The 24,087-nt window shown below is 40.7% G+C and carries 18 protein-coding genes and 1 pseudogene; 3 read left to right on the top strand and 16 right to left on the bottom strand.

What is annotated here, in order from left to right; genetic code table 11:
• Positions 1-195 precede the first annotated feature (195 nt).
• From DWV68_RS07050 to DWV68_RS07040, 3 genes are all read left to right on the top strand, one after another.
• On the top strand, positions 196-930 hold the full coding sequence (locus tag DWV68_RS07050; RefSeq protein ID WP_117482444.1) for a helix-turn-helix domain-containing protein: 735 nt from the start codon (positions 196-198) through the stop codon (positions 928-930).
• A gap of 84 nt (positions 931-1,014) precedes the next feature.
• Positions 1,015-1,215 carry a helix-turn-helix transcriptional regulator gene (locus DWV68_RS07045; protein WP_004611564.1) on the top strand — a complete coding sequence of 67 codons (201 nt, stop codon included), beginning with the start codon at positions 1,015-1,017 and terminating at the stop codon, positions 1,213-1,215.
• 150 nt (positions 1,216-1,365) lie between these two features.
• Positions 1,366-2,067, top strand: coding sequence for a MerR family transcriptional regulator (locus DWV68_RS07040; RefSeq protein WP_243034904.1), 702 nt, complete (start codon positions 1,366-1,368; stop codon positions 2,065-2,067).
• A gap of 26 nt (positions 2,068-2,093) precedes the next feature.
• On the opposite strand, the gene DWV68_RS07035 is transcribed toward DWV68_RS07040, so the two are convergent.
• The 16 genes and pseudogenes from DWV68_RS07035 to DWV68_RS06960 form a co-directional block, all read right to left on the bottom strand.
• The gene (locus DWV68_RS07035) at positions 2,094-3,374 is read right to left on the bottom strand and encodes an amidohydrolase family protein (RefSeq protein WP_117529001.1); all 1,281 of its coding nucleotides are present in this window, start codon (positions 3,372-3,374) and stop codon (positions 2,094-2,096) included.
• 54 nt (positions 3,375-3,428) lie between these two features.
• Positions 3,429-5,315 carry an ABC transporter ATP-binding protein gene (locus DWV68_RS07030; protein WP_117529000.1) on the bottom strand — a complete coding sequence of 629 codons (1,887 nt, stop codon included), beginning with the start codon at positions 5,313-5,315 and terminating at the stop codon, positions 3,429-3,431.
• A gap of 18 nt (positions 5,316-5,333) precedes the next feature.
• Positions 5,334-7,079 carry an ABC transporter ATP-binding protein gene (locus DWV68_RS07025; RefSeq protein WP_117650382.1) on the bottom strand — a complete coding sequence of 582 codons (1,746 nt, stop codon included), beginning with the start codon at positions 7,077-7,079 and terminating at the stop codon, positions 5,334-5,336.
• A 47-nt stretch (positions 7,080-7,126) separates the two neighbouring features.
• Positions 7,127-7,561 carry a MarR family winged helix-turn-helix transcriptional regulator gene (locus tag DWV68_RS07020; protein WP_158550875.1) on the bottom strand — a complete coding sequence of 145 codons (435 nt, stop codon included), beginning with the start codon at positions 7,559-7,561 and terminating at the stop codon, positions 7,127-7,129.
• Between the two features lie 82 nt (positions 7,562-7,643).
• Positions 7,644-7,814 (bottom strand): cysteine-rich KTR domain-containing protein, encoded by a 171-nt coding sequence (locus DWV68_RS07015; RefSeq protein WP_004614788.1) that lies wholly within the window; start codon positions 7,812-7,814, stop codon positions 7,644-7,646.
• Positions 7,815-7,868: 54 nt separating this feature from the next.
• On the bottom strand, positions 7,869-9,788 hold the full coding sequence (gene tet(O), locus DWV68_RS07010) for a tetracycline resistance ribosomal protection protein Tet(O) (RefSeq protein WP_117477955.1): 1,920 nt from the start codon (positions 9,786-9,788) through the stop codon (positions 7,869-7,871).
• 303 nt (positions 9,789-10,091) lie between these two features.
• Positions 10,092-10,328 (bottom strand): annotated as a pseudogene (locus tag DWV68_RS07005) (DUF6674 family protein); the annotation flags it as partial.
• A 60-nt stretch (positions 10,329-10,388) separates the two neighbouring features.
• Positions 10,389-11,078: a SpoVG family protein gene (locus DWV68_RS07000; protein ID WP_118665354.1), complete on the bottom strand. Its 690-nt coding sequence runs from the start codon at positions 11,076-11,078 to the stop codon at positions 10,389-10,391.
• Between the two features lie 3 nt (positions 11,079-11,081).
• Positions 11,082-11,480, bottom strand: a complete 399-nt coding sequence (locus tag DWV68_RS06995; RefSeq protein WP_117477953.1) for a hypothetical protein — start codon at positions 11,478-11,480, stop codon at positions 11,082-11,084.
• A complete protein-coding gene (locus tag DWV68_RS06990) occupies positions 11,473-12,090 on the bottom strand; it encodes a class D sortase (protein ID WP_117477952.1) in 618 nt (205 codons plus the stop codon). The genes DWV68_RS06995 and DWV68_RS06990 overlap by 8 nt, the downstream gene beginning before the upstream one ends.
• A 13-nt stretch (positions 12,091-12,103) precedes the next feature.
• On the bottom strand, positions 12,104-19,756 hold the full coding sequence (locus DWV68_RS15165) for a helicase-related protein (protein ID WP_117606314.1): 7,653 nt from the start codon (positions 19,754-19,756) through the stop codon (positions 12,104-12,106).
• Positions 19,757-19,770: 14 nt separating this feature from the next.
• Positions 19,771-20,139 (bottom strand): hypothetical protein, encoded by a 369-nt coding sequence (locus tag DWV68_RS06980; RefSeq protein WP_106492169.1) that lies wholly within the window; start codon positions 20,137-20,139, stop codon positions 19,771-19,773.
• Entirely contained in the window at positions 20,136-20,354 is a 219-nt protein-coding gene (locus DWV68_RS06975) for a DpnD/PcfM family protein (protein ID WP_015567852.1), read from the bottom strand. Before DWV68_RS06975 ends, DWV68_RS06980 begins: the two co-directional genes overlap by 4 nt.
• 27 nt (positions 20,355-20,381) lie before the next feature.
• Positions 20,382-21,278 carry a hypothetical protein gene (locus tag DWV68_RS06970; RefSeq protein WP_117568848.1) on the bottom strand — a complete coding sequence of 299 codons (897 nt, stop codon included), beginning with the start codon at positions 21,276-21,278 and terminating at the stop codon, positions 20,382-20,384.
• Positions 21,279-21,328: 50 nt separating this feature from the next.
• On the bottom strand, positions 21,329-23,224 hold the full coding sequence (locus tag DWV68_RS06965; protein ID WP_117528223.1) for a C40 family peptidase: 1,896 nt from the start codon (positions 23,222-23,224) through the stop codon (positions 21,329-21,331).
• A gap of 165 nt (positions 23,225-23,389) precedes the next feature.
• Positions 23,390-24,076 carry a M24 family metallopeptidase gene (locus tag DWV68_RS06960; RefSeq protein ID WP_055062581.1) on the bottom strand — a complete coding sequence of 229 codons (687 nt, stop codon included), beginning with the start codon at positions 24,074-24,076 and terminating at the stop codon, positions 23,390-23,392.
• Positions 24,077-24,087: the final 11 nt, after the last annotated feature.

The following is a 24,087-nucleotide window of genomic DNA, read 5'->3' as shown; positions in this document are numbered from 1 at the left end:
TTTAGTCCAAGTATATGAGTAATGTTCCTTACAGGGCATAGTATAACCCCAAGAATAATCGACTGTCAACGGACACATGTGTCCTTTTTCTCATTATATTGGATTTTTAACTTGAATAATTGGCACTATTGCTATATACTATGGAGTGAAAAGAGACATTTGAAATCAACAAAATGAAAGAAAAGAGGCGTATGTATGTACTCAATCGGAGAAATCATTTCAACATATAGAAAAAAGAAAGGCTTGCTCCAACAGGATCTCGCTGATGAACTGGCAAAGGAAGGCATTACCATTTCCTATAAAGCCATATCCAACTGGGAGAGAAATCTTGCTGAACCAAGCGTTACCATATTTTACAAAGTGTGTAGAATCCTTGGTATTACTAACATGTATGAGGCATATTTTGGAGTAAATCCTGCCGATCCTTTCTCATCACTAACTGATGAAGGCAGGGAAAAAGCTATGGATTATATCAATCTGCTCCACGCATCCGGAATGTATGAAAAGCAGACTGCTAAGATAATTCCATTCCGAAGCATTGATATTTTTGAAAATGCTGTATCAGCCGGAACCGGTAACTTCCTTGTAGATGGACCGAAAGAGACTGTACGCATAGATGAATCTATCCTGCCAGAAGATACTACTTTCGGTGTCCGTATTAGTGGTGACAGTATGGAACCAGAATTCCACGATGGTCAGATTGCATGGATATTACAGCAGGAATCTGTTGCTAATGGAGAAATCGGCATCTTCGCTCTAAACGGAGAAGCCTATATTAAGAAATTACAAAACGATAAAGAAGGAATTTTCCTTATCTCACTCAATGAAAAGTATGCACCTATCAAGGTTAGTGAAAATGACCGCTTAGACATATTTGGAAAAGTTCTTGGAAAATCTGATGCTTGTGCTATTACAGGACATTGCCGATAAAATTGCAAGTCATTTTTATCGGACACATTATTTTGCATAATTGACAATAAGAAAATATCTATAGAACTGAAAGAAGGGATTTTTATGGCGGTTACCAATAATATAAGAGAAATACGTGAACAGCGAGGCATTTACCAGGATGACCTTGCCGCTGCTATTGGATACAGCACCAAAACTGTCGGCAGGATAGAGCGTGGGGACAGCACCCCATCTGCCGAATTTATGCTGCGGATATCAAAGTACTTTAATATGCTGGTGGAAGATGTATTCCATGTGGAAGATTGAGTCGGAGCAGCAATCCGGTTCACCTTCTATTTTGGACAGCTTTTCATGTCCTTATCAACAACTATAGTTTTTTTGATAAATGCTTGACTGTAAACCTTGTTTATAGCTTATTATTAAGTAAAATAGAGTTGCTCGAAAGGAGGGCATAATATGACTATAAAAGACGTAGAAGAGCGAACAGGTTTATCCCGTTCTAATATCCGTTTTTATGAAAAGGAAAAACTTATTGAGCCTTCGAGAAATGAAAGTAATGGTTATAGAGATTATTCTAAAAATGATGTGGAAAATATAAAGAAGATTGCATATCTACGTACATTGGGAATTTCTATTGAAGATATACGAAATATTATATCCGAAAAAGTAACATTGCAGGAAATGCTTGAGAAGCAAAAGGAAGTATTAAAAAATCAGATTACTGATTTGAATAAGGCGAAACTCATGTGCGAAAAAATGCTGGATGAAGGAAGTATTAGTTATGAAAAATTACAGGTAGAACAGTATGTAACAGATTTTCATGACTATTGGAAAGATAATCGAACTGTTTTCAAACTGGATTCAGTCAGCTTTTTGTATATATGGGGAAGTATGCTTACCTGGACTATGATTACCGCACTATGCTTGATTATTGGGGCTTTGTCTTATTCTAAGTTGCCGACAGAAATTCCAGTACAATGGAGTAAAGGAGTGGCAACATCCCTAGTTAATAAAAACTGGATTTTTATTTGTCCTGTTATATGTATCATAATCCGTTATTTATTAAAACCTTTTATCTATGCGAAATTGCAGATGAACAATTATTATGGAGAAATTATAACAGAGTATTTGACAAATTATATGTGTCTATATGAATAAAAAAGCCCCGCCGCAGCGGGGTTTTTTTATAGGAATTTATCAAGTTCAGTCTCGACACGCTTATTTATTTTAACTTTAGGATTTTCCATAATCGTTCCTCTTGCGACAACCATTTTTACATGTCGTAATGCTCTGAGGTCATCGAGTGGGTTTTCCTCGGTTACAATCATATCTGCACATTTATCTTTTTCGAGCGTACCGGTAATATCACCGATTCCCGCCATTTCGGCAGCTCTTGCGGTTGCCGTATACAGTGCAAACGCATTGGAAACGCCCGTATATTTGTGGAAATAATACAATTCTCTCCAGAAATCATACTGTGTAATCCACGGACATCCGACATCATTGCCAAGAACGACAGGTATATCATTTTCAAGTGCCGCTTTCGCACATGCAATTATTCCCTCAAACACAACATTTCCGTTAAACTGTTCAACTTCAGTTGCGTTGGTAATCGAACGATCAAACAATGCATACGGAAGTGCAGGCGAAATTGTTGTGCAAAGAAATGCTTTTCTTTCCTTGAATAACTTAATTGTATCATCATCAATTTTTGCACCGTGTTCAATTGAGTCAACACCATTTTCAAGAGCAACACGCACCCCCTGCGGAGATTCGACATGTGCAGCAACTAAATAGCCATTTTCATGTGCCTTGTCACAGACTACCTTTACCATTTCCGGAGACATTTTCAGTTCACCCGGAACACCTTTTTCTTTTGCGTCCATTACGCCGCCAGTAATCATAAGCTTTATCAAATCAACCTTTTCTTTTTCCGATTGCTCCAGATGTTTTAAGGCTGTATCTATACTGTCCGCCGCAACAGCAACAGAGCCAGCCATATGTCCGCCAGGCACGGAAATCCCTTCATTAGCGGCAAGTATTCTAGGTCCCATCTTTGTTCCTGCATTAATCTCATCTCTTAATTTTGTATCAAAACTTCCAAGTCCGCCAACCGTTCTTATTGTTGTCACACCGCTCATAAGCTCTGTTTTTGCAAATCCGGCAACCATACCGTATGCAATTGAACGCATAAGTGCATTTCCCATAAGTATTTTTACAAGTTTCTCATTATCACGCTGTTTTTTCTGCGGCTTGCCATTACCTGCAAGGTGAACATGCATATTTATAAGACCGGGCATAATATATCTGCGTTTTAAATCAACTTTTTCATATCCATTCAAATCCGTGCCTGCCTTGACAATATCCTCAATTTTATCATTGTCCGTAAGTATGACGAAGCCCTCTTTTACCTGCATATCTTTGGTTCCGTCAAGTATTTTTCCGTTAATATAAGCATATTTCATATTTTTATACCCCGTGTTTTTGAAATGTTTATTTAATACCAATTAATCAAAATCTTACGCACTGATTGACTTTCCTGTGTAAAGCTGATAGTATCTGCCTTTTTCTTCCATAAGCTGGTCATGTGTACCACGCTCAATAATTCTTCCCTGTTCCATAACCATAATACAGTCTGCATTCCGTACCGTAGAAAGACGATGAGCGATAACAAATGAAGTTCTTCCTGTCATAAGTGCATCCATACCACGCTGTACAAGTTTTTCTGTACGTGTATCAATAGAAGAAGTCGCCTCATCAAGAATAAGAACAGGAGGATCTGCAACTGCCGCCCTCGCTATTGCAAGAAGCTGACGCTGTCCCTGACTAAGGTTCGCACCACCGCCGGTAAGCACTGTGTTATAACCATCAGGAAGTCTTTTTATAAATCCATCAGCATTAGCAAGCTTTGCGGCAGCTATACATTCTTCATCAGCTGCATTGAGTCTTCCATATCTGATATTGTCCATAATCGTGCCTGTAAAAAGGTTGGTATCCTGTAAAACAATGCCCAGGCTTCGGCGTAAATCGTCTTTTTTAATATGATTAATATTAATTCCATCATAACGGATTTTACCATCCTGTATATCATAAAACCTGTTAATAAGGTTGGTAATTGTTGTCTTTCCGGCACCGGTAGAACCTACAAACGCAAGCTTCTGACCAGGTTTTGCGAACATTTTTATATCGTGAAGCACGATTTTGTCAGGATTATATCCAAAATCAACTCCATCAAATGTAACATCACCCTGAAGTCTTGTATACATTTCATCTTTGTTTGCAGCATTTGGTTTTTTCCATGCCCACATCTCTGTCAGTTCTTCAGTTTCATGGATTTCACCATTTGAATCATAACATATATTTACAAGTTCAACATCACCTTCATCTGTCTCTGGTACTTCATCACAAAGGTCAAATACCCTGCCGGCACCTGCCATAGCCATTACAATACTGCTTACCTGCTGGCTTATCTGTGTTACAGGCTGTGTGAAACTCTTGTTTAATGAAAGAAATGCTACAAGTGTACCAATTGTAAGTCCTGAAAAGCCGCTTAATGCAAGCACACCACCTACAAGTGCACACAAAACATAACTTATATTTCCTATATTTTCATTGATAGGCATTGTAATATTTGCAATTTTATTAGCATTGTTGGCACTTTCTCTTAACTTGTTATTAATCTGCTTAAACTGTTCAAGACTTTCCTGCTCATGACAGAATACCTTAACAACCTTCTGCCCTTCCATCATTTCCTCAATATAAGCATTTACTTTACCGATATCTTTCTGCTGTTCAATGAAATATCTGCCAGATGCAGCGGAAAGCTTTGATGTCACAAAAAGCATAATTGCAACCATAATAACAGATACAATTGTAAGTGGTATATCAAGAACTATCATACTTACAAATGTTGATACAAGTGTTATAAGTGAATTAAGAACCTGTGGAATACTCTGGCTTATAAGCTGTCTTAATGTATCAATATCATTTGTATATACCGACATTATATCTCCATGTGCATGTGTATCAAAATATCTGATTGGAAGTGATTCCATGTTAGTAAACATCTCTGTACGGAGCTTTTTCATAGTACCCTGACCAACATTTACCATAATTCTGTTATATCCGTAGGAACATAAAACACCCACTGCAAATATTGCTACAAGTTTTAAAAGAGCCTGTGCAAGCGGTGAATAATCAGGAACTGCCATCTGGGTAAGAGGCACAATGTAATTATCAATAAGTTTCTGTATAAATAAAGTTCCACATAATGTCGTAAGTGCCGAAACCAATATGCAAACGACCACCATGAAACATGCCAATTTATAATTTTTTACTATATAAGAAAGAAGTCTTTTTAATAATAAAAGCGGATTCTTCTCTTTGTTCTCATTTTTATTTTTCATGTCTTCCTCCTATTCTCACTATTCTGCCGATTCGTCGAAATCGCCGCCGCCCTGCATCTGAACTTCACAGATTTCGCGGTAAACTTTGTTATTTTCCATAAGATTCTCATGTGTATCAAAGCCACTGACTTTTCCATCTTCAAGAACAATAATTCTGTCGGCATCCTGAATACTTGAAATTCTCTGCGAAACTATAAGCTTTGTTGTTCCCGGAATTTTCTGGGCAAATGCCTGTTTGATTTTTGCGTCTGTTGCAGTATCTACAGCACTTGTCGAATCATCAAGAATAAGAACCTTTGGTTTTTTAAGCAATGCTCTCGCAATACAGAGTCTCTGTCTCTGACCACCTGAAACATTAGTACCGCCCTGTTCTATCCATGTATCATACTTCTTAGGCATTCTCTCGATAAATTCATCAGCACATGCCTGTTTACATGCCTCAACACAATCTTCATATGAAGCATTGTCATCACCCCATCTGAGATTGTCAAGTATTGTTCCTGAAAACAGGACATTTTTCTGTAATACTACAGCCACCTGATTACGGAGTGCATCCATATCATAAGTTCTTACATCTTTTCCGCCAACACATACAGAACCTTCAGTAACATCATAAAGACGGCTTATAAGGCTCACAAAACTTGATTTTCCGCATCCTGTACCACCAATAATACCAATTGTCTCACCTGCATTAATATGAATATCAATATCATGTAAAGTATCCTCTGTACTGTTTTTTCTGTATGAAAAATTAACATGATTAAAATCGATTCTTCCGTCTTCCACTTCTTCATAAGGTTTTTCCGGATTGGCAAGGTCCGCTTTTTCATTAAGAACTTCTGAAATACGCCTTGCACTTGCCGCACTCATTGAAACCATTACAAATATCATTGAAAGTATCATAAGTGCCATAAGCATGCTCATTACGTAACTGAACATTGATGTAAGATTACCAGTTGTAATTGAACCCGACACAATAAAATGTGAAGCAAACCATGACAATGCAACAATACATCCATATACAACAAGCATCATAGTCGGATTGTTAAATGCAAGAAATGACTCGGCTTTAACAAATGTTTTATAAAGATTATCTGCCGCTTTATTAAACTTTTTATTTTCATGCTCCTCACGTACAAATGCCTTAACAACACGGATTCCTGAAATATTCTCCTGAACGCTCGCATTGAGTTCATCATATTTTTCAAAACCTGATGTAAAAACCGGTGTTACTTTATATATAATAAAGAAAAGTACAAATCCTAAAAATATAAGTGCAACAAGAAATATAATACTTAATCTCGGACTTATTATTACACACATTGTAATACTGCAAATCATCATGAGAGGTGCTCTCACAACACTCCTTATTATCATCTGATAAGCATTCTGTACATTAGTTACATCAGTTGTCATACGTGTTACAAGACCTGCTGTACTGAATTTATCAATATTAGAAAATGAAAATGTCTGTATATTTTCATACATTTTCTCTCTCAGATTACACGCAAATCCTGTTGATGCTGCCGCCCCATACTTTCCTGCCTGTATACCACAAAAAAGGCTCAAAAATGCTATAATAAGCATTATTCCACCATAAATACCAACCTTTCTCATATCTCCGGCCTGTATTCCTTTATCAATTATTGAGGCTGTTATAAATGGAATAAGAATTTCCAAAAAAACTTCAACTGCAGTAAATATTGGCGTTATAATTGATTCTTTTTTATATTTGCCAATACATTTTGCTAATGTTTTTATCATATTTTTATCATTCTCCCTTCGATTAAATTCACCTTATAAGTCTACAGTCAGCATGACTTGATACTGTCATATACTTTCTGCAAAAGATTTCTAAGCTGTCCTTTTTCATCATCATTAAGTGCCTTTAAAAGTTCCCTCTCATTTTCATCCATTGAAGCTCTTGCCGTCTTGCATATCTCCTCACCTTTTGCCGTGAGCTTTACATGTTTGATTCTTTTATCATTTGAATCATAAAACCCCTCTATCATCCCATTTTTTTCCAGACGTGCAGCAATTCCTGCCATCGTTGCCTGTTTAACTTCAAAATGCTTTTCAAGTTCTTTTAGCGTTATCGTCTCATCGGCTGCCTCGCTGATAGTTGCGAGGACCTTAATCTGCGAAAGGGTGACATCATTGCACATCAACGTATTATTAGCCTTTCTTCCAAGTGCATCGTTAAGTCTCTTTATAAGTTCACCGCAATGCAATGTTTCTCCAAACATATGCTCATTCCTTTTCATAAAATTTGATAAATAGTTTCTTCTAGATGCTCTAATATATTACAAAAATAATCGGCTCTGCGTCTTAAGCGTCTGGCTCTTTGATGACAGTTATCTTCAAGTTGTCAACTTTAATCAATCTTTCTTGTCTGCATTTTGGACAATAAAGGGGATAATTCTCCAAAACAGTGTCCTTCCTAATTTTATTACGGGTTTTGCTCCCACAAACAGGACACAATATCCATTCGCATTTCATCATAATTAGTCTCTAATCCTTTCAAATCTCATTTTATATGACTTTTGCAAGCTGTTAAGCTAACTTGTGGAACATATGCCGAACCTTATCTATACGGCTATTCGGGCGGCGGGGTTGGCAAATAAATTTACCAATAGCTGGCTGGTATCCTTTTAACTCTGTCAAGCAGACTCCCTGCCCATTTGTGAAATAAGTTAAATCGTTCCTGTATTCTTGAATACATCTAGCAGGGATTTCTCCTTTCAGAATGACCTCGTCATTCTTTATCTGAGTACTTACAATATCTGCACAATACCTTGGAGCATCATGATACGCCCGTGAGAGATATTCCTGCGGTGCATAAATTTCAAAGTGGAGATATGGCTCTAATAGTTCTGTCCCTGCTTTTTTTAAAGCCTGCTCCAATACGATAGGGGAAAGCAGCCGAAAGTCTGCGGGGGTACTTACAGGACTATAATACAATCCATATTCAAAACAGATTTTACAGTCTGTCACTTTCCATCCATACAGCCCCTGCTCGCAGCCATAAAGAACCCCCTCCATAACCGCATTTTGGAACGATTGATTTAAATATCCAAGTGAAACTCTGCTTTCATACTGCACTCCGCTTCCAATAGGGAGCGGCTCTATGGACAACCCGACAGAAGCCCAGAAAGGATTTGGCGGGACTTCTATGTGGATGGTATATTCTGCTTTTCTAAGCGGTCTTTCCATATATATAACAGTAGGCTCTTTTATTTCTGCCTCCACATGATATTTTTCCTCAAGGATGGCACAAATGACTTCCATCTGCACATTCCCCAAAAAAGAAAGTATAATCTCATGCGTTGTAGTATCCACATAATATTTTAAAAGAGGGTCGCCATCTGAAATTTCTGTAAGTGCCCCAAGCAATATTTCCCGCTGTTCAGGTTTCTTTACTGCAATCGTTGTTTGGAGCATAGGGAGAGGATTTTCAATAAATTTTCTCTGCGGCAACAGCATTTCGTTCCCCAAAATACTGTTTAGCTGCAAAACATCATTTGGTAAAATTACAATATCACCAGAGCAGGCTGTATCGGATGGATATAATTCACCGTTTGTCGGAACACACATCTCTGTGATTTTTATTTTCTCTTTTTCAGATATTCTAATAACATCCCTCAAATGCAATGTTCCGCTATATATACGCACATAAACAAAACGCCGCCTTTTCTCTGAATATTCAATCTTAAAAACCTGCCCGCATAATTCAGATTGACCTTCAGGCGTTGATGAATAAAATTTACTGGCAATCACTTCTATAAGCTGCCGAATCCCCAGATTGTTTTTAGCGCTTCCGTGATAAACGGGAAATAACGTTCCGTTTTGGAATCTCCTGTTTTCTTCCTGTTCCAGTTCTGACATTTTAAACGGTTTCCCTGACATATATTTCTCTAATAGTTCATCGTTTCCCATAATTACCGCATCCCACTGTTCCATATCGTCATTGTCCGTTACATTTATATGGGGATGCTGCCCAACCTTTTGCTTCACTATAATTTCCGAAGAAAGCTTTGCTTTCATTTCCCGATATACCATTGGCAAATCAATCCCCTCTTGGTCAATTTTATTGATGAAAAAGATTGTCGGAATCTTCATTGTCTGTAGTGCATGAAACAGTATACGGGTCTGTGCCTGTATGCCATCCTTTGCAGAAACTAATAATACTGCTCCGTCTAAAACGGATAAAGAACGGTATACTTCCGCCAAAAAATCCATATGGCCTGGCGTATCTATAATGTTGACTTTTACATCCTCCCACTGAAAAGATGTCACTGCTGTCTGGATAGTGATTCCCCTTTGACGCTCCAAATTCATTGTATCTGTCCTTGTTGTGCCTTCATCTACGCTCCCTAGTTCTGCAATTGCACCACTGGTATATAATAAACTTTCCGTTAATGTTGTCTTTCCTGCGTCAACGTGAGCCAGAATGCCTAAGTTAATTATTTTCATGTGATTTTCCTCCTATCAACACCCAAAAAAGGGCATAAAAATACCCAGTGATAAATACTCCTATCACTGGGTAAATAACTCCAATAGCCCCAAAACACTTATATGTTTTCGGGCATATAAAATTACATGATAAAAGTATTCTTAAACTGGGTACAAAAAACTAAGCCCCATATTAAAAGTGAAACGGGACTGCTACTTTTTGTTCCCACTATCAAATTGACAGTTTATTTAAGAATACCTTGCCGCATATTTATTAACTCCTTGTATAAAACTGAATCTAATTATATTCCTTAACCCTTTATTTGTCAAGCCCTTTTTAGCATTATTGACAAGAGTATCTTCCTGCATTTCTTTGATCTGGTTCTGCATATTGGTGAGTTCTTCCGTCATGGAATCAATCTTTTTCTCCAGTCCATCCACATAGCTGCATATCTCAAATACATCGTTTGCCTGCTCTTTCATGGCATTTTTCTTTAATAAGTCGAGAAGTTCTCTTATGACCTCCTCATTGGTAAGTGTTTTTCCTGCTTCCATATCCATTCTGTTTCCTCCATTCTGTAAATGGGGCAGCCTTGGCCGCCCCTGTACTCTGATTACTGATTATCGAAAGGGCGGCGCCTCTTTGTCCTTCTCTTTATCGGGATTGCCATGATGTTTCTCTGCACTCTCTCTTGCATTTTCGTTGCTCTTATCCTTTGCTTTCTCATATTCAGAGATAATCTCATTATAGAGTTTTTCCCTGAAATCCTTTGTGACCGGATAGCAGACATCCTGGTAGATTGGCTTGCCCTGCTCGTCCACCTGCTTTGTCTTATAAGAAGGCATTGATACAAAGATTTTCTCTTTGCCCTGCACGATATTGATGTTATTTACGATGAAACTGTTTTCAAAATAAATGCGTGCAAGTCCCTTGATGTTACTACCTTCCCTCTCATAAGGTGTTACAGTTACGGAAAACTCCGGCATTTCCTGTGTACGCTCCTGCTTCTGTGTCTCCTCTTTCTCCGGTTCCTTAATTCTTGCATAGGCATCAAGGATATTGGTATAGAGTTCCTCTCGAAACTCTGCTGTGATAGGATTGCACACATCCTTATAGATCACACCGTTGCTTTCATCACGCTCATTGGAGCGGTATCTTGGCATTGATACAAAAAGCTCTCCCTTATCCTTATTCTCAAGGATTGCAATATTGGTAATCTTAAATGAATCACCAAATACTACTGTTGCAAATCCTTTGATGTTGCTGCCCTCTTTTGCTCTTACTTCGTTTACTTTAATTGAATACTTCATATGCTATTCCTCGCTTTCTTTTTGTTCTTTGTTTTGCTCCGGTATGATAAGCTCACACCAAAGCTGTTCTATCTGTTCACAAGACAATCTGCCATTAAGCCAGTTGCCAAGTGTAACGACCATTCCATCCTGCTCGTAATAGAGCCACTCCTGTGTTTCAATGTTCCCCTCATACACGATAGTCACATCAAAATCAGGCATAAATAATCCTTCCTCTGCATCCCATACACAGGCTATTCCCTGTCTGAGTGTCAGATTCAGGCTTTCGACATACACAGACCAGCCGCTTACGACTATCTGAAAGTCATCATCAATCTCAGCAATATCATCCTCGATGTCAATTAGCTCTTCCATTTCTGCTACTGCCTCTTCTATCTCACCTAATCGGTATCTCTTATTCATCCATCACCGCCTCCTTATAAATGCACCTGACCACAAAACGCATGGTTCCTTTCTGGGAACAGGTAAAAAGAGTTAATTCTTTTTCTGTACCCTGTGTCTTGATGCTGTTATCATACGGATTTACTACCTCTGTCTCTATTACCTCATAGATATGCTTCAGCCCATTTTTGTCGGTTATCATTACTTCATCACCTATGGATATCTGACTTAGTGGTGTAAAAAATGTGCCATATCTGCTGCCATTATGACCGCACAATACACAGTTGCCACTTTCTCCGATTCCTGCAGTCTCTTCTATATGACCAATCCCTGCATTAAGCACTTTACTTGTGGTTCCTTCCATTACCGGATACCTGATATCTAAGCCCGGTATCTCAATGATGCCGATAACACCGCCTTCTTTAAGAATGGCTTCATCCTCTTTACTAATGGAGGTTTGCTCTTCCTCCACATCTGTTTCTTCATCGTAATCATCCTCCAATGTCTGCTCAAATTCACTTATGAGCTGTTCTGTCTGTTTTTCTCCGGTTGTCCGCCAGAAAAAAGGGACTGCCATAATGGCAATCCCTGCTGCAATCAGTAGTCCTGCGACCACTTTTCTTATGCTCATATTATTCACTCTCCTATCGTGTTCTGCCCTCTCTGTCGGCTGGATAAGCACCTTTATCCTCTGCTACAATTGCTGCAGATTCCATTCTGTCATCAGCTTCTCTTTCTTCCTCCGGTCCGCTCAGGTCTGCATCCACAGCCTTTGCGTTCTCAAGGTCAAGCTGGGCATTCAGTTTACACTGCCTAGCCAGCTTTTCTTCCAGTTCCTTGCTGTACGCAAATGGCTTGTCATACTCTGCCTTTGATGCTTCAAGGTCATTCTGGTACTGCTCAATCTTCTTTTCAAAGAAATCAATGTTCTCATGGAGTCCATTGAACAGGTTTTCCAGCTTCACCATGCTGCCGACAGGACTTGTGGAAAGCTCTGCTTTATACTCTGTCTTTCCACGAAGCACCATATAATTGATGCCAAGGAAGTTCTTTTCCACAAGCAGCTCAAATCCGTGGAATTTACCGATTACAGTTGTCTCTCCGGTCTTACATTTACTGATTGCTTCAAGCATCATCGTTCCGCCATCCACACGCTCTGTGTAAGTTACTTTGCCTATGGTAATGGCAAATTCCGGATTATCAATCAGCTCTTTATCCCTTGCCTTTACATCCTCTCTTACATTGGCAAGCTTTTCTGTTGCTGTCTTAATCAGCTTCGGATACTTAATCATAAAGTTATCCTGCAAGCCATATCTCTGATTGTCATAGGATGCCTTTAAGAGCTTTAATCTCTGGACATCATTGTCAATCTCCATCTTTTCCTTGATTAAAGGATTGCCTGTGGCAACCGCTTTAATCTCTGCATAGGAAAGTGTTGCCTCGTCGATATCCTCACAGCTTCGGCTTACAGCCTTGCTTGTCATGACCTGACTGATGAATCGCTGCTTATTTTCAACAAGCGACCAGTTGTATGCATCAAATGTCCCTTTGGTGACATATCTGTAGATTGCCACCTCTTCATTTTCATTACCCTGTCGTATGCCTCGTCCTTCCCTCTGTTCAATAGAAGAAGGCTTCCAAGGGCAATCCACATGATGCATTGCAACAAGGTGTGTCTGCACATTGACACCTGTTCCACACTTGTCCGTTGAACCGATAAGAACCTTCTTTTTACCTGTCCTCATCTCCTTAAAAAGTGCGTCCCTTTGTGCATCCGTCTTGGCATCATGAATAAAAGCTATCTCATCTGCCGGAATACCATACTGGATCAGTGTTTCTTTCAGATAATCGTAGATGGTAAAGTCCTTATCTGGTCCCGGTGTGCCGATGTCCGAAAAAATAAGCTGGCAGCCTATATGACCATCAGCATTTCCTTTCTCATATTCTTTCCATACATTCTCCGCTACCTTATTGAGTTTTCCATCCGGATTGTTCGGCGCATCCTTATCAATCAGTCTGGCATCCGTTCCAAGAAGTCTTGCCTCATGGGTAATCTTTAGAAAGTTATCCACGCTTGGATCAACTCCACCGCCTCTGATACGCTCTGCCCTCACAACAAAGTCTTCCATGACCTGCTTCACATACCAGTCAGGCTCCGACTCCACTATAATAGGCTTGCCGCCACGGAGAGCTGGCACATCAAGGTCAAGCATGTCTGCGGTCTGCACATCTGCTACCTCACGGAAGATATTCATAAGCTCCGGCAGATTCGTAAACTTATTAAATCTGCTCTTAAAACGAAATCCGCTTCCCTCTACAGTAAGCTCAAGTGCTGTTGTCACTTCACCAAAGTTTGCTGCCCAAGAATCAAAGTGATAAATCCCCATCTCTTCAAGTGCCGCTTTCTGTAAGTAAAGCTGCATGACATACATCTCACACATGGTATTGGATATTGGTGTACCTGTTGCAAACACAATACCCCTGCCATCATTTATCTCAGACAAATACTGGCATTTAAGCTGCATATCCGTTGACTTCTTAGCTCCGCTACTGCTGATACCTGACACATTATTCATCTTGGAAAAAATCGCAAGGTTCTTAAAATTATGTGCTTCGTCTACCATAATAGAATCTACACCCAGTTCCTCAAAGGTAATAAGGTCATCCTTCCTGCTCTCATCTGACAAGGATTTCAGCTGTTCCTCCAGTTTTTTCTTCTGGCTTTCCATCTGCTTTACAGTCCATCGCTCTCCGTTACGCTCCTTCATCTCATCAATCGCATAGCTGATTTCATCAATCTGCTCGTTAAGCATTCGCTCCTTTCTCTCTGCGGAGATTGGGATTTTCTCAAACTGTGAGTGTGACATGATGATACAGTCATAGTCACCAGTTGCAATCCTTGATACGAACTGCTTTCTGCGGCTTTTTTCAAAATCACGCTCCGTGGCAACTAAGATATTTGCTGACGGATAAAGCCTTAAAAACTCTGATGCCGTCTGACCGATAAGCGGCTTTGGTACAACCATGATTGTCTTATTGGCAAGTCCAAGTCTCTTCTGCTCCATGCAGGCAGCCATCATCTCAAATGACTTTCCGGCACCGACACAGTGTGCCAGCAGAGTATTTCCCCCAAGAAGAATTCTTGCCACCGCATTTTTCTGGTGTGGCTTTAACTCAATCGCCGGATTCATTCCCGGAAACTGTAAGTGACTTCCGTCATACTCACGCAGGCGGATGTTATTAAATGTCTCGTTGTAATACTCCACATATTTCTGTCTTCGCTCCGGCTCTGCAAACAGCCACTCCTTGAACTTCTCCTTGATCATGTTCTGCTTTTCCCTTGCAAGCATTGTCTCATTCTTATTGACTTCGTAATGATACCTGCCATCACCGTCATCAATCCTGTCCCTGACTGTTACTGTCTTTAGATTCAGCGTATCCTCAAAAATAGAATAAGCATCCATGCGGCTTGTACCATAGGTCTTAGTAGCCGCCACTGAATGCTTATCCATGCTTTTATTCTCGATGAACCATTCCATGCTCATCTTATTTAAGTGTACCTGAATGCCTGTATTGTAAAACTGGCTTCTGACTGCCCTTGCCCGTCTTGGTGTATTGAGAAGCTCATAGATAAACTGCTCATAATCAAGCGGCTCAATCCATGTCGTGCCAATCTTTACATCAATATCCGAGGCTTCAATCCACTCCGGCTGTACCTTTTCAAGTGCTGCCACATTGCCTGCAAATTTTTCTGCCTGCGGATTGCCTGTATCCGCTGCCATAGCCTTTGCTACACGAAGCTTGTCTCTCACATTGCCGGAAAGATACTCGTCTGCCGTCTCCCAGCCGATGTCGGGATTGTTCTCGTTGTAGCGGTCGGGATTTAGGAAAATCAATCCATCCAGCTCTTCCACAAGAACTGCCCTTCTAAGCTCTGCCAAAGCATCATCACTAAATGTTATCTCATCAGCTGTCTGCCCGGACTTTTCTGCAAGTTCTTCCTTTACATTAGTAATATCCGGCTCATAGATAGAGAGCATATAGGCAAGATTTACATATCCAAATTCATTGACGGATACATTCAATGCTTCCACAGCAGTCTCAACCCTGTCTATGACAGTCTTTGCCTTAATCGTCTGCTTATAAAACATATCCGCTTTTTTCACCTCCCCGTCTTCATTTACTTCTTCAAGACTGCAAAGAAGTGGGTAATCGCTGTCATCTCTGAAAGCTATTCTGTTTGCTTTTGAAGTAATGGCTCCATACTGCTTTACGAAGGCATCATATTTTACATTAAGAAGTCTCTGCTTATCAGAAAGCTCCTCCTCGCTGCAGCCATCCATCTGGATATCAATCAGATCTCTTGTTATCTGTCTGATTTCATCAAGGCTTCTGATTCGCTCCTCGGCAGTCTGTGATACTTCTTTTCTTACCATCTCGGAATTTTCCCTGTAATAGAGTTTTCCTTCAAAAAATGTGTAAGTGTAGTTTCTCACATCCGGATCAGCCGGGATAACTTCCTCCGTCTGCTCCGCCTCATCTGCCACTCTCTCAAAATCTGTCATCTGGGCTTTGATATTACCGATAGCTTTGTTTAATGCTTCATAAATATTGAAGTTCTCATCATCATTCACGCAGACTGTGTATCTGCTGTCCTGTCCGTAAATCCTTGTGTCATATTCCATAGATCCAAGCATCATTTCCGGATGCTCTGCAAAATAAGAGTTGACTGCAATGCCATTCTCAGTTACACCAAGGTGTACCCAGTCCGGCTCAATATCAATCTTTCTCTCCCTTTTCTGCAAAAACAGGATATCTGCTGTCACTTCGGTTCCTGCATTATCTTTAAATGCAGTATTCGGAAGTCTTATCGCTCCCACAAGCTCTGCTCTTTCAGCCAGATACTTTCGGATAGTAGGATTTGCCTTATCAAGTGTTCCCTTTGTGGTAATCACCGCAACCATGCCTCCCGGTCTTACCTGATCAAGTGCTTTTGCCAGAAAATAATCGTGGATACGGAAGTTATACTTGTTGTACTTCGGATCAAAAACCTTATAATCACCAAATGGCACATTTCCGACAACTACATCAAAGAAGTTATCCGGATATGTGGTATTCTCAAATCCTGTGATACTGATATTGGCATTCTGATAAAGCTGCTTTGCAATTCTTCCCGAAATGCTGTCAAGCTCCACCCCATACAGCTTACTTCTCTGCATAGGTGCCGGCATACTCCCAAAGAAGTTACCGATACCCATAGATGGTTCTAATACATTGCCGCCTCTGAAACCAAACTGGACAAGTGCCGAGTTCATGCACATGGCAATCTCCGGTGAAGTATAAAAGGCATTGTTTACTGTTGCCCTAGCTGCAGCATACTCTTCATCCGATAACATCTCTTTGAGTTCTTTGTACTCTTTGCTCCAGCCTGCGTTTTCCTCGTCAAATGCCTGTGACAGTCCGCCCCATCCGACAAACTTCGACAAGGTTTTCTGTTCCTCCGGTGTTGCAAGCCTGTTTTCTGATTCAATCTGCTTTAAAGTACGAATTGCATCCATATTCCACTGATATCTGGTCTTGGCACCGCCTTTTTCCATTTCCCAGAGATTGTAATGGAAGTTGTGCTTCGTCTGCCCGGCAACATTCTTCTCATTTTCAAGACTTTCTACTTGCTGTACTGGTTCCTGCTTTGGTGTAAAATCTACAGTTTCCTGTGATTCTGTATCAGCCTGAATATCATCCACAGATACTGATACCACATCATCTGAAACTACATGTCCATTCTCATCAATCTTGGTTTCCCATCCATTCGCTATTGCTCTTTCCCTGGTTTCAAGACGATTAGCTTTTACACTATCCTCGATGTCAAAGAATCTCTTATAGACCGGATTCATCTTATCCCTGTCAGCCTTCTGCTTTATCTCTTGATAATACTTTTTCTGGTCTTCTCCGCAGTAAAATGGCTGTTTTACCATATAGGATAAAATCTCATATAACTCACGCCAGTCGAGAGCACCTTCCTTACGCACACCATTCCTGTTCTTATAGCTGATCTTCACATATCCACTTCTGATTGAGTACTCCACAAGACCATACTTATTGTTGGAATATGCCTTTCTTTCTGCATTATCTGTCCCTAATGCAATATCCCTGATAAGGTCAAGTTTATTGGGCATAAATGCAAAATCAGACTGCACCACATCCATAAGGAATGCCCTAAACGGAGTGTAGCAGCTGCAATCTGTTACAAGAATCTCCGCCGCATCACGCAGGTCTTCATCAAGCTCTGCAATACGCTTGGCATAATCAATCGGTGTAATATACTGAAGCTCTGATGGATCTTTTTCAGTTGTTTCAGCTTCTATCTCTGCACCATATTCTGCCTGTGTTACCATGCGGTCTTCATCGGCAGTTTCCTGTGGTGTCATGCCTTTTGCACTTACATAATCTCTGTTAGAAGCATAGCTCTCCGGCTCATCCGGTATTGCATAATCATCAATCTCTGATTCTGCCTCCTCCGGTTCCACTTCCCGGTATTCGGCATCAATGACCTCATCATCCTCACGGAGTCCGTCCATCGCAAGCTCATCAATACGAGGTGTCTCAGGCTGGTATTCCCCTGTAAGAATAAGGACACCAAGCTCTTTTTCGATATCTTTCCACGAAACATATCCTTCAACCTCTCCATCCTCATCTCGCCACTGAAAACGCAGTCCATTCCCATGAAATGTGTCATATCCGTGCAGTCCCAGTCCGTCAACCGGCCAGCCTGCACCTCCCTGACCATATTCTGCTTTGATACGCTTTGCCCTGGTTCCTGCATCAATCTCAGTTTCAAAAATCTTGCATACCCTGCCCTTGCCACCGATAAAACCTGTACCTCTCATAAGCACCTGTTTGATATACTCACTTGGTACTGTTGCAGACTTTTTGGGATTCAGGTAATTGTATTTACCTGCTAATGCAGCTTTTCTGTCCTGCTCGAACTGACGCATAAACTGATTATTGTTTTCGTCCTCAGTATGAATAGTGCCAATGCTTGCCTGCCCATTCTGGTCGAAAAAAAAGGAAGCCTGTGTATATTCGGCTTCCTTACTAACACCCAATGAATTGATTTCATCAAGTTCCCTATTCAGTTCTGTATCATCTGATTCTAGTGGAATCGCATCACTATCTGATTCAGTACCACTTCCTCTGCCTGCATCTTCGCCTGCTCTCTTATCTTCCACATCTCCATTGTCGATGACGGATTCTGTGGCTTGTGCTTCGCCAGATACTGCATCTCCAGCTGGTCGTACAGCTGGTTCGCTTCCTCCTCTACCGCTGACATCTTCTCGTACATCTTCCCGAATCTCATCAGCGTCTTGTATCTTGCCGGCTCGTTCTCCTTTAGATAGTTCATCGCCATCCTTCCGTATTTGCCCAGCTTCGTGAGATCCTCCGTCTCGTCCGGCATCTCTATCTGCGGATAAAGCAGTCCGTCCACTTCCTTGTAAGTCATTTCTTCTAACATATCCAATTCTCCTTTCGCTCTCGATTGCCTTTAAGTTACGACTAAATTCTCTAAGAACACTACAGGAGACATCGCATACAATGGAACCAAGACGGTAAATGATCTCTTCGTCTTTGATATTTACGATCTGACTAAAATCCTGTTCTTGCACAGATAAGTCAAATCCGCATCTCGTCCCTACAGCATACATGACACTTGCATATACAAGCTGCTCCATGTCCATTTCCTGCTGTAAGCCATTGCGTTTCTTACTTTCTTCCTTTATCACACTACCTGATAGCTGCATAAGTTCGGTCATTCGGTCTCCGAACTCTTCTTTTATTATAAGCCAAACATCTGTTCCTGTAAACTGTTTTAATATATTTTTTAGAGACTCCCTGTCGCTGTTATCGTACTGCTCAATCTGACCTTCTGACACAAGAAAATCCACATAATCCTTAAGATTTTCTCCCTCAAGGTCCCATGTCAGCTTAACATTCTTCCCTCCGGTATCACTGATATCAAAGATATATCTCATACGGGGATTCAGTGCCCTTGACGGGAAAATGGCACAGCCTTTCGCACCACGCTTTACATATCTTCCCACCTTTTTCCAGGTATCATAATCTGCCATAAGTGTGCTTCTCTCCGGAGATCTCTGAGCTGTTACCATAACGATATTGTCAAATTCATAGCGGTACAACTGACCTGCAACCTTTAAAACATCTTTCCAGTTCTTATCTGTTCTGGTGATGTTACCAATTTCAGAATCGTATATCGCTTTGACCTTCATATCAACGCCCATACCTTTGTCCTCCTCTACTTAAACATCTCTGCAAACAATCCCTTAAAGAGCTTTAACTCATCCTTATCCAGCTCGATTGCAAATTCATTGTCGATTGCCTGTTTTTCGCATTTATCCTTTTCCTTTGCAATCTTACGCACCACACGAAGAAGCACATAGCACTCCTTGGACTTTGCAATGCTCTGTTTAAAGGTCAGCTCATCCTCATCGACTGACTTCTGTGTCTGATAGATAATCTCTTTTAACTTATCATTGATACCATCTACTTCCTCAAGGGAAATAATAACGGATGCCTTAGAAGCACCCGATCTGTCCCACTCCTTATGAAGTTCCTTTACTAAAAACTCCATGTTCTTAATTACTGTTGTTGAATCACTTTTCATCTTGCTCTTCCTCCGTTTTCTTTTAATGAAGAAGGGAGCTGACTTTCGCTGATAGGTGCAAAATCAACTCCCTTCATGTCCTCTGCTCCAAGGACTATCTGCTCTGCATAATACATATCCATTGCCTTATTGATGGCATCGTCAAGCGACTCTGCCTTTACTTTCTGTACTCGTGAAAGCACTTCTTTTATCTCAACATCAAATTCCTGTTCCATATGATATCGCCTCCTGTAAAAATCTCATCACCGGCTCTTTTCTTCCTTTACCTGTCTTTCCTTAAAGCCTTCATCGTACTTTCCATCTTCCAGCCTGTCGTAAAAACAGTCCTCTTCAATCGTTCCAAAATCCTCATACATCTGGTGAAGGAAGTCATTCTGCAGCTTCTTTGGTACATCATCATCCTTTGACATATCCTGATAAAAATAGAACTTCTGCTTTAGCTTTGCCCTGTAATCATAGATATCCTCTATCTTTTCCGGTGTGCCATACTCCCTCTTGTATGCCTTGAAATTTGTAGTTGAAAGTGTGGAACCTAGATAAATGCCATGCTCCCACGATACCCCGATTGTGGTATTGTCCTTTGTAGGCTTCTCATCCTTCGGATAACGCTTATACTCTGTCGCACCAAGGGCGATTGTAAGGGAACCTGACTTCATATCCATCACCACAAGATTCCTTGGTGATAATGCTTCAAGCACCATGTAATCATGGTCATTGAAGTTATGAAATGTCTGTCCCCTTTCAAATGAGCGGTTCTCCATTTCATAATGCAGGTTAAAATCATCCACCCAGCCCTTATCGGTCATTCCAATCTCCTTAAGCTTTGCAACACATTCAGAAGAACTGGCTTCTTTATCAAACCGGAATTCTTTGGAATCGTTATAAAATCCCTGAAGAAAATGTCCGAGCTGAATATCATCCAGACAGAATCTCGCAGATACAGTTACATTTGCTGCCCTGTAATACTCTGTGAAGTTATCTGCTTCACCAAGTGTCCTTCCAAGCTGCAACAAATTTTCTGCAAGCTCTGACATATCATCAATTGCTATAAAACTCTTATAATCATCCAGAGTCATCAGCATATTTGTCTCTGTTCCCCTGTCGTTTTCTGTTACCAGTATCATATCTTTTAAATCCATTCTTACCTCCAGTCTCAGAGAGGGACTATGCCCTCTCTGCAAATTTCCTGTTATGGTCTTCCTATCACAACAATCTTTCCTGTGCTTGCCACATCCCTGTAGACCACACCAAGACTTTCATTAAGTGCCTCTACCACCTTGCCATTTCCGACATATACTGCCACATGGCTGATGTTCTTATATCTTCCATTGCTTGTAAAACTGTAAAAGATAAGGTCTCCCGGCTGTAACTCATCAAAGGAGACAGTCTTTCCGGCTTCATCAAGTCCCTGTGCCTCCGCTGCCGCTGTGGTTGCACCGCCATAACTAATATCCACGCCTGCATCTTTCCATGAATAATAGGCTAAGGAACTGCAGTCATAATAGTTACCGCTGTCTCTTAAATCCTGACTATAAGGAAAACCAACTCTGTGTAGTGCATAGGAGCAGACTGTTTTCTGCCTGCTGTCTGTAATTTCGTTTAGGATGGCATTGATTTCATCCTCAGTCATGGAGCTTACTCCCGGACTGCCGCCTCCACCTCCACTTCCGCTTCCGGCATATCCAAGCTGTCCCATAAACTCAGGACTCATGATCTGCTCAAGCATTTCCACCTGATCAGAATTAAATCCATAGACCGAAATCATATCCCTGTACGATTTTAGTGTGACATTCACATACAGAACCGACTTCGTGACAGTAGTTACATTACCGTCTGCATCTGTTTCTTCCACATCTTTTGTTCCTGTGCTTGTGGTGTATGAACACATATCATTTACAACTGCCTGCAGCCAGCCTTTTGAAGTATCATTCATGACTGTTGCAGTATCTCCGACACCATGCTTGACCATATAGACAGCCATGATGTCATAGTAATTGCTTGGGTTTTCTTCCATACCTTCATAGTCCACATATACAAGCTCTCCAAGGTCATATCCGGTATGCTCATTCACTTTCGTATTCACATCCCGGTTAAATTCCTGCACATAAGCACTCGTTACTGTCTGCACGGTATCTCCTGATTCAAGTGGTGGCAGAAATAAAGCAAATGGAGAATTGTAAAGGATTGCTATCGCCGCAATAACCGGAACCGCAATCATGGCAACTACAAGAACAAGTAATAAAAGCACCAGTCCGACAATCGGTGCCGCTGCCTTTACCCAGGTAATCGCTTTTCGCACAATCAGATCCTTTACCAGCTTTGCCACGCTGTCTGTCTGATTCTCCTGTGCTTTCATCTTATCCAGAAAGAATTTTATCTTCCTGCTCCGGTTGGTCATCTTTTCATCCTTGACCTCTATGGACACACCTGCTGCATATCCAGCTGCTATGCCAATTGCAGTACCAACTCCCGGTGCAACCGCTGTTCCTGCCGCTGTAGCAGCTGTCTTTGAAGCAGTTTTCGCTGCAACCTTGGCAGTAGTCTTGGCTGTTTCTTTTGCCGTCTCTTTAGCTACGGTTTTGGCAGTATCTTTGGCAGCTTTCTTTGCTGTCTTTTTTGCCAGCTTCTTTCCTGCATCTACCTTCTTGATTCGCTTCTTTGCCTCGGCTGCCGCCTTTTTCCTGAAAAGTGCTGCACCCTTGGAAGCAGTTCCGGTAACAGGTCGGCTTGCTTCATATGCAAGATATGCTGCCTGCGATACCTCCTGACCACCTTCCACATGCTCCGTTACTGCCCCGGCTGCAAGTGCACCTGTTCTTCCTGCAATGTGAAGATTCGTGTTCTTGGTCTTGATGGAAGTGTTAGATTCTCTATAGTTTCGCTTAAATCTTGATAATCCTTTATTCTTCGACTCTGACTGATGAATGGTACTCTTGCGATATGACTTCTTTCTATCCGTATTAGTTACCTTTGCACCAGCTGTCTTAGGACCTCTCTCTACTGTATAGATGTTACTCCCCTTAATCTTGGCTCCCTTCGGTTCGTGGGCATGAATCTTGGCTTTCTCCTTGGTGTGAATGACCATCGGTTTGTCATCAACCTTTCTAATTTTCAATTTTCTCACCTCCTACTTTGAAAAATAAAATAAGCCGCTAGGGAGCAAAAATTACTCCTTAACGGCTATGTAAAATCATTCAATATTCAATTATTAAAAGCAACATGAAACTGAAATTTCGGGTACATCTACAAATTATAACTCTTTGATTTCTCCATTTTCAAAATAGTAAATATTCTCTCTTTTATATCCATATTTTGAACCTTGAACACTTATATGTGGCTCAAAAGTAAAATAATGAACCTCGCCAAGGCAAATTTGATTGCCCTTTTCTATATAGATTCTATCATTTTTCTGCCGAACAATTGAATGCCCCAAGTTTCCCATGAAATCAAGATTTATATACCCTTTTTCTTCTATGATACCATTTATATGATAATATAGCTCCTCGAAGGTAGTTTCCGGTGCAACAAATTTGCACATCTCCTCATGCAAATATTCTTCCATCAACAATCCTTTTTTCCATTCATCATTAGTCACATTATCAGTTTCGACAACCTTTCCATTTTCAATAATAATGGTTCTTGCATAATCGCCCCATGTATCCTCATTTTGTGGACTCAAGTCGATTGTAATAATGTCATTTTCTGCAATAACTCTTTCACTTGTAGTATATTCTTTCCCTGAAACGGATAATGTGGTTTCATCCCCAGCAAAAACAAAAGCCCCCACATCCCAATACCAAAAAGAATCAGCTCCCAATTCCATCATTTTTGTTTCACACAAATGTCTTACCTCAAGCAATGTCATGCCGGGCTGTATATTATCTTTAATGAACTCGATTGTCTTTTTCGCTATATTCTGTACCTCGGTATATTGCATAACACCCTCCA

Source organism: Roseburia sp. AF12-17LB, from assembly GCF_003479605.1.
Classification (GTDB): Bacteria; Bacillota; Clostridia; order Lachnospirales; family Lachnospiraceae; genus Roseburia_C; species Roseburia_C amylophila.
The sequence above is the reverse complement of the archived record's forward strand: the minus strand, read 5'-3'. Positions and strand labels throughout refer to the sequence as shown.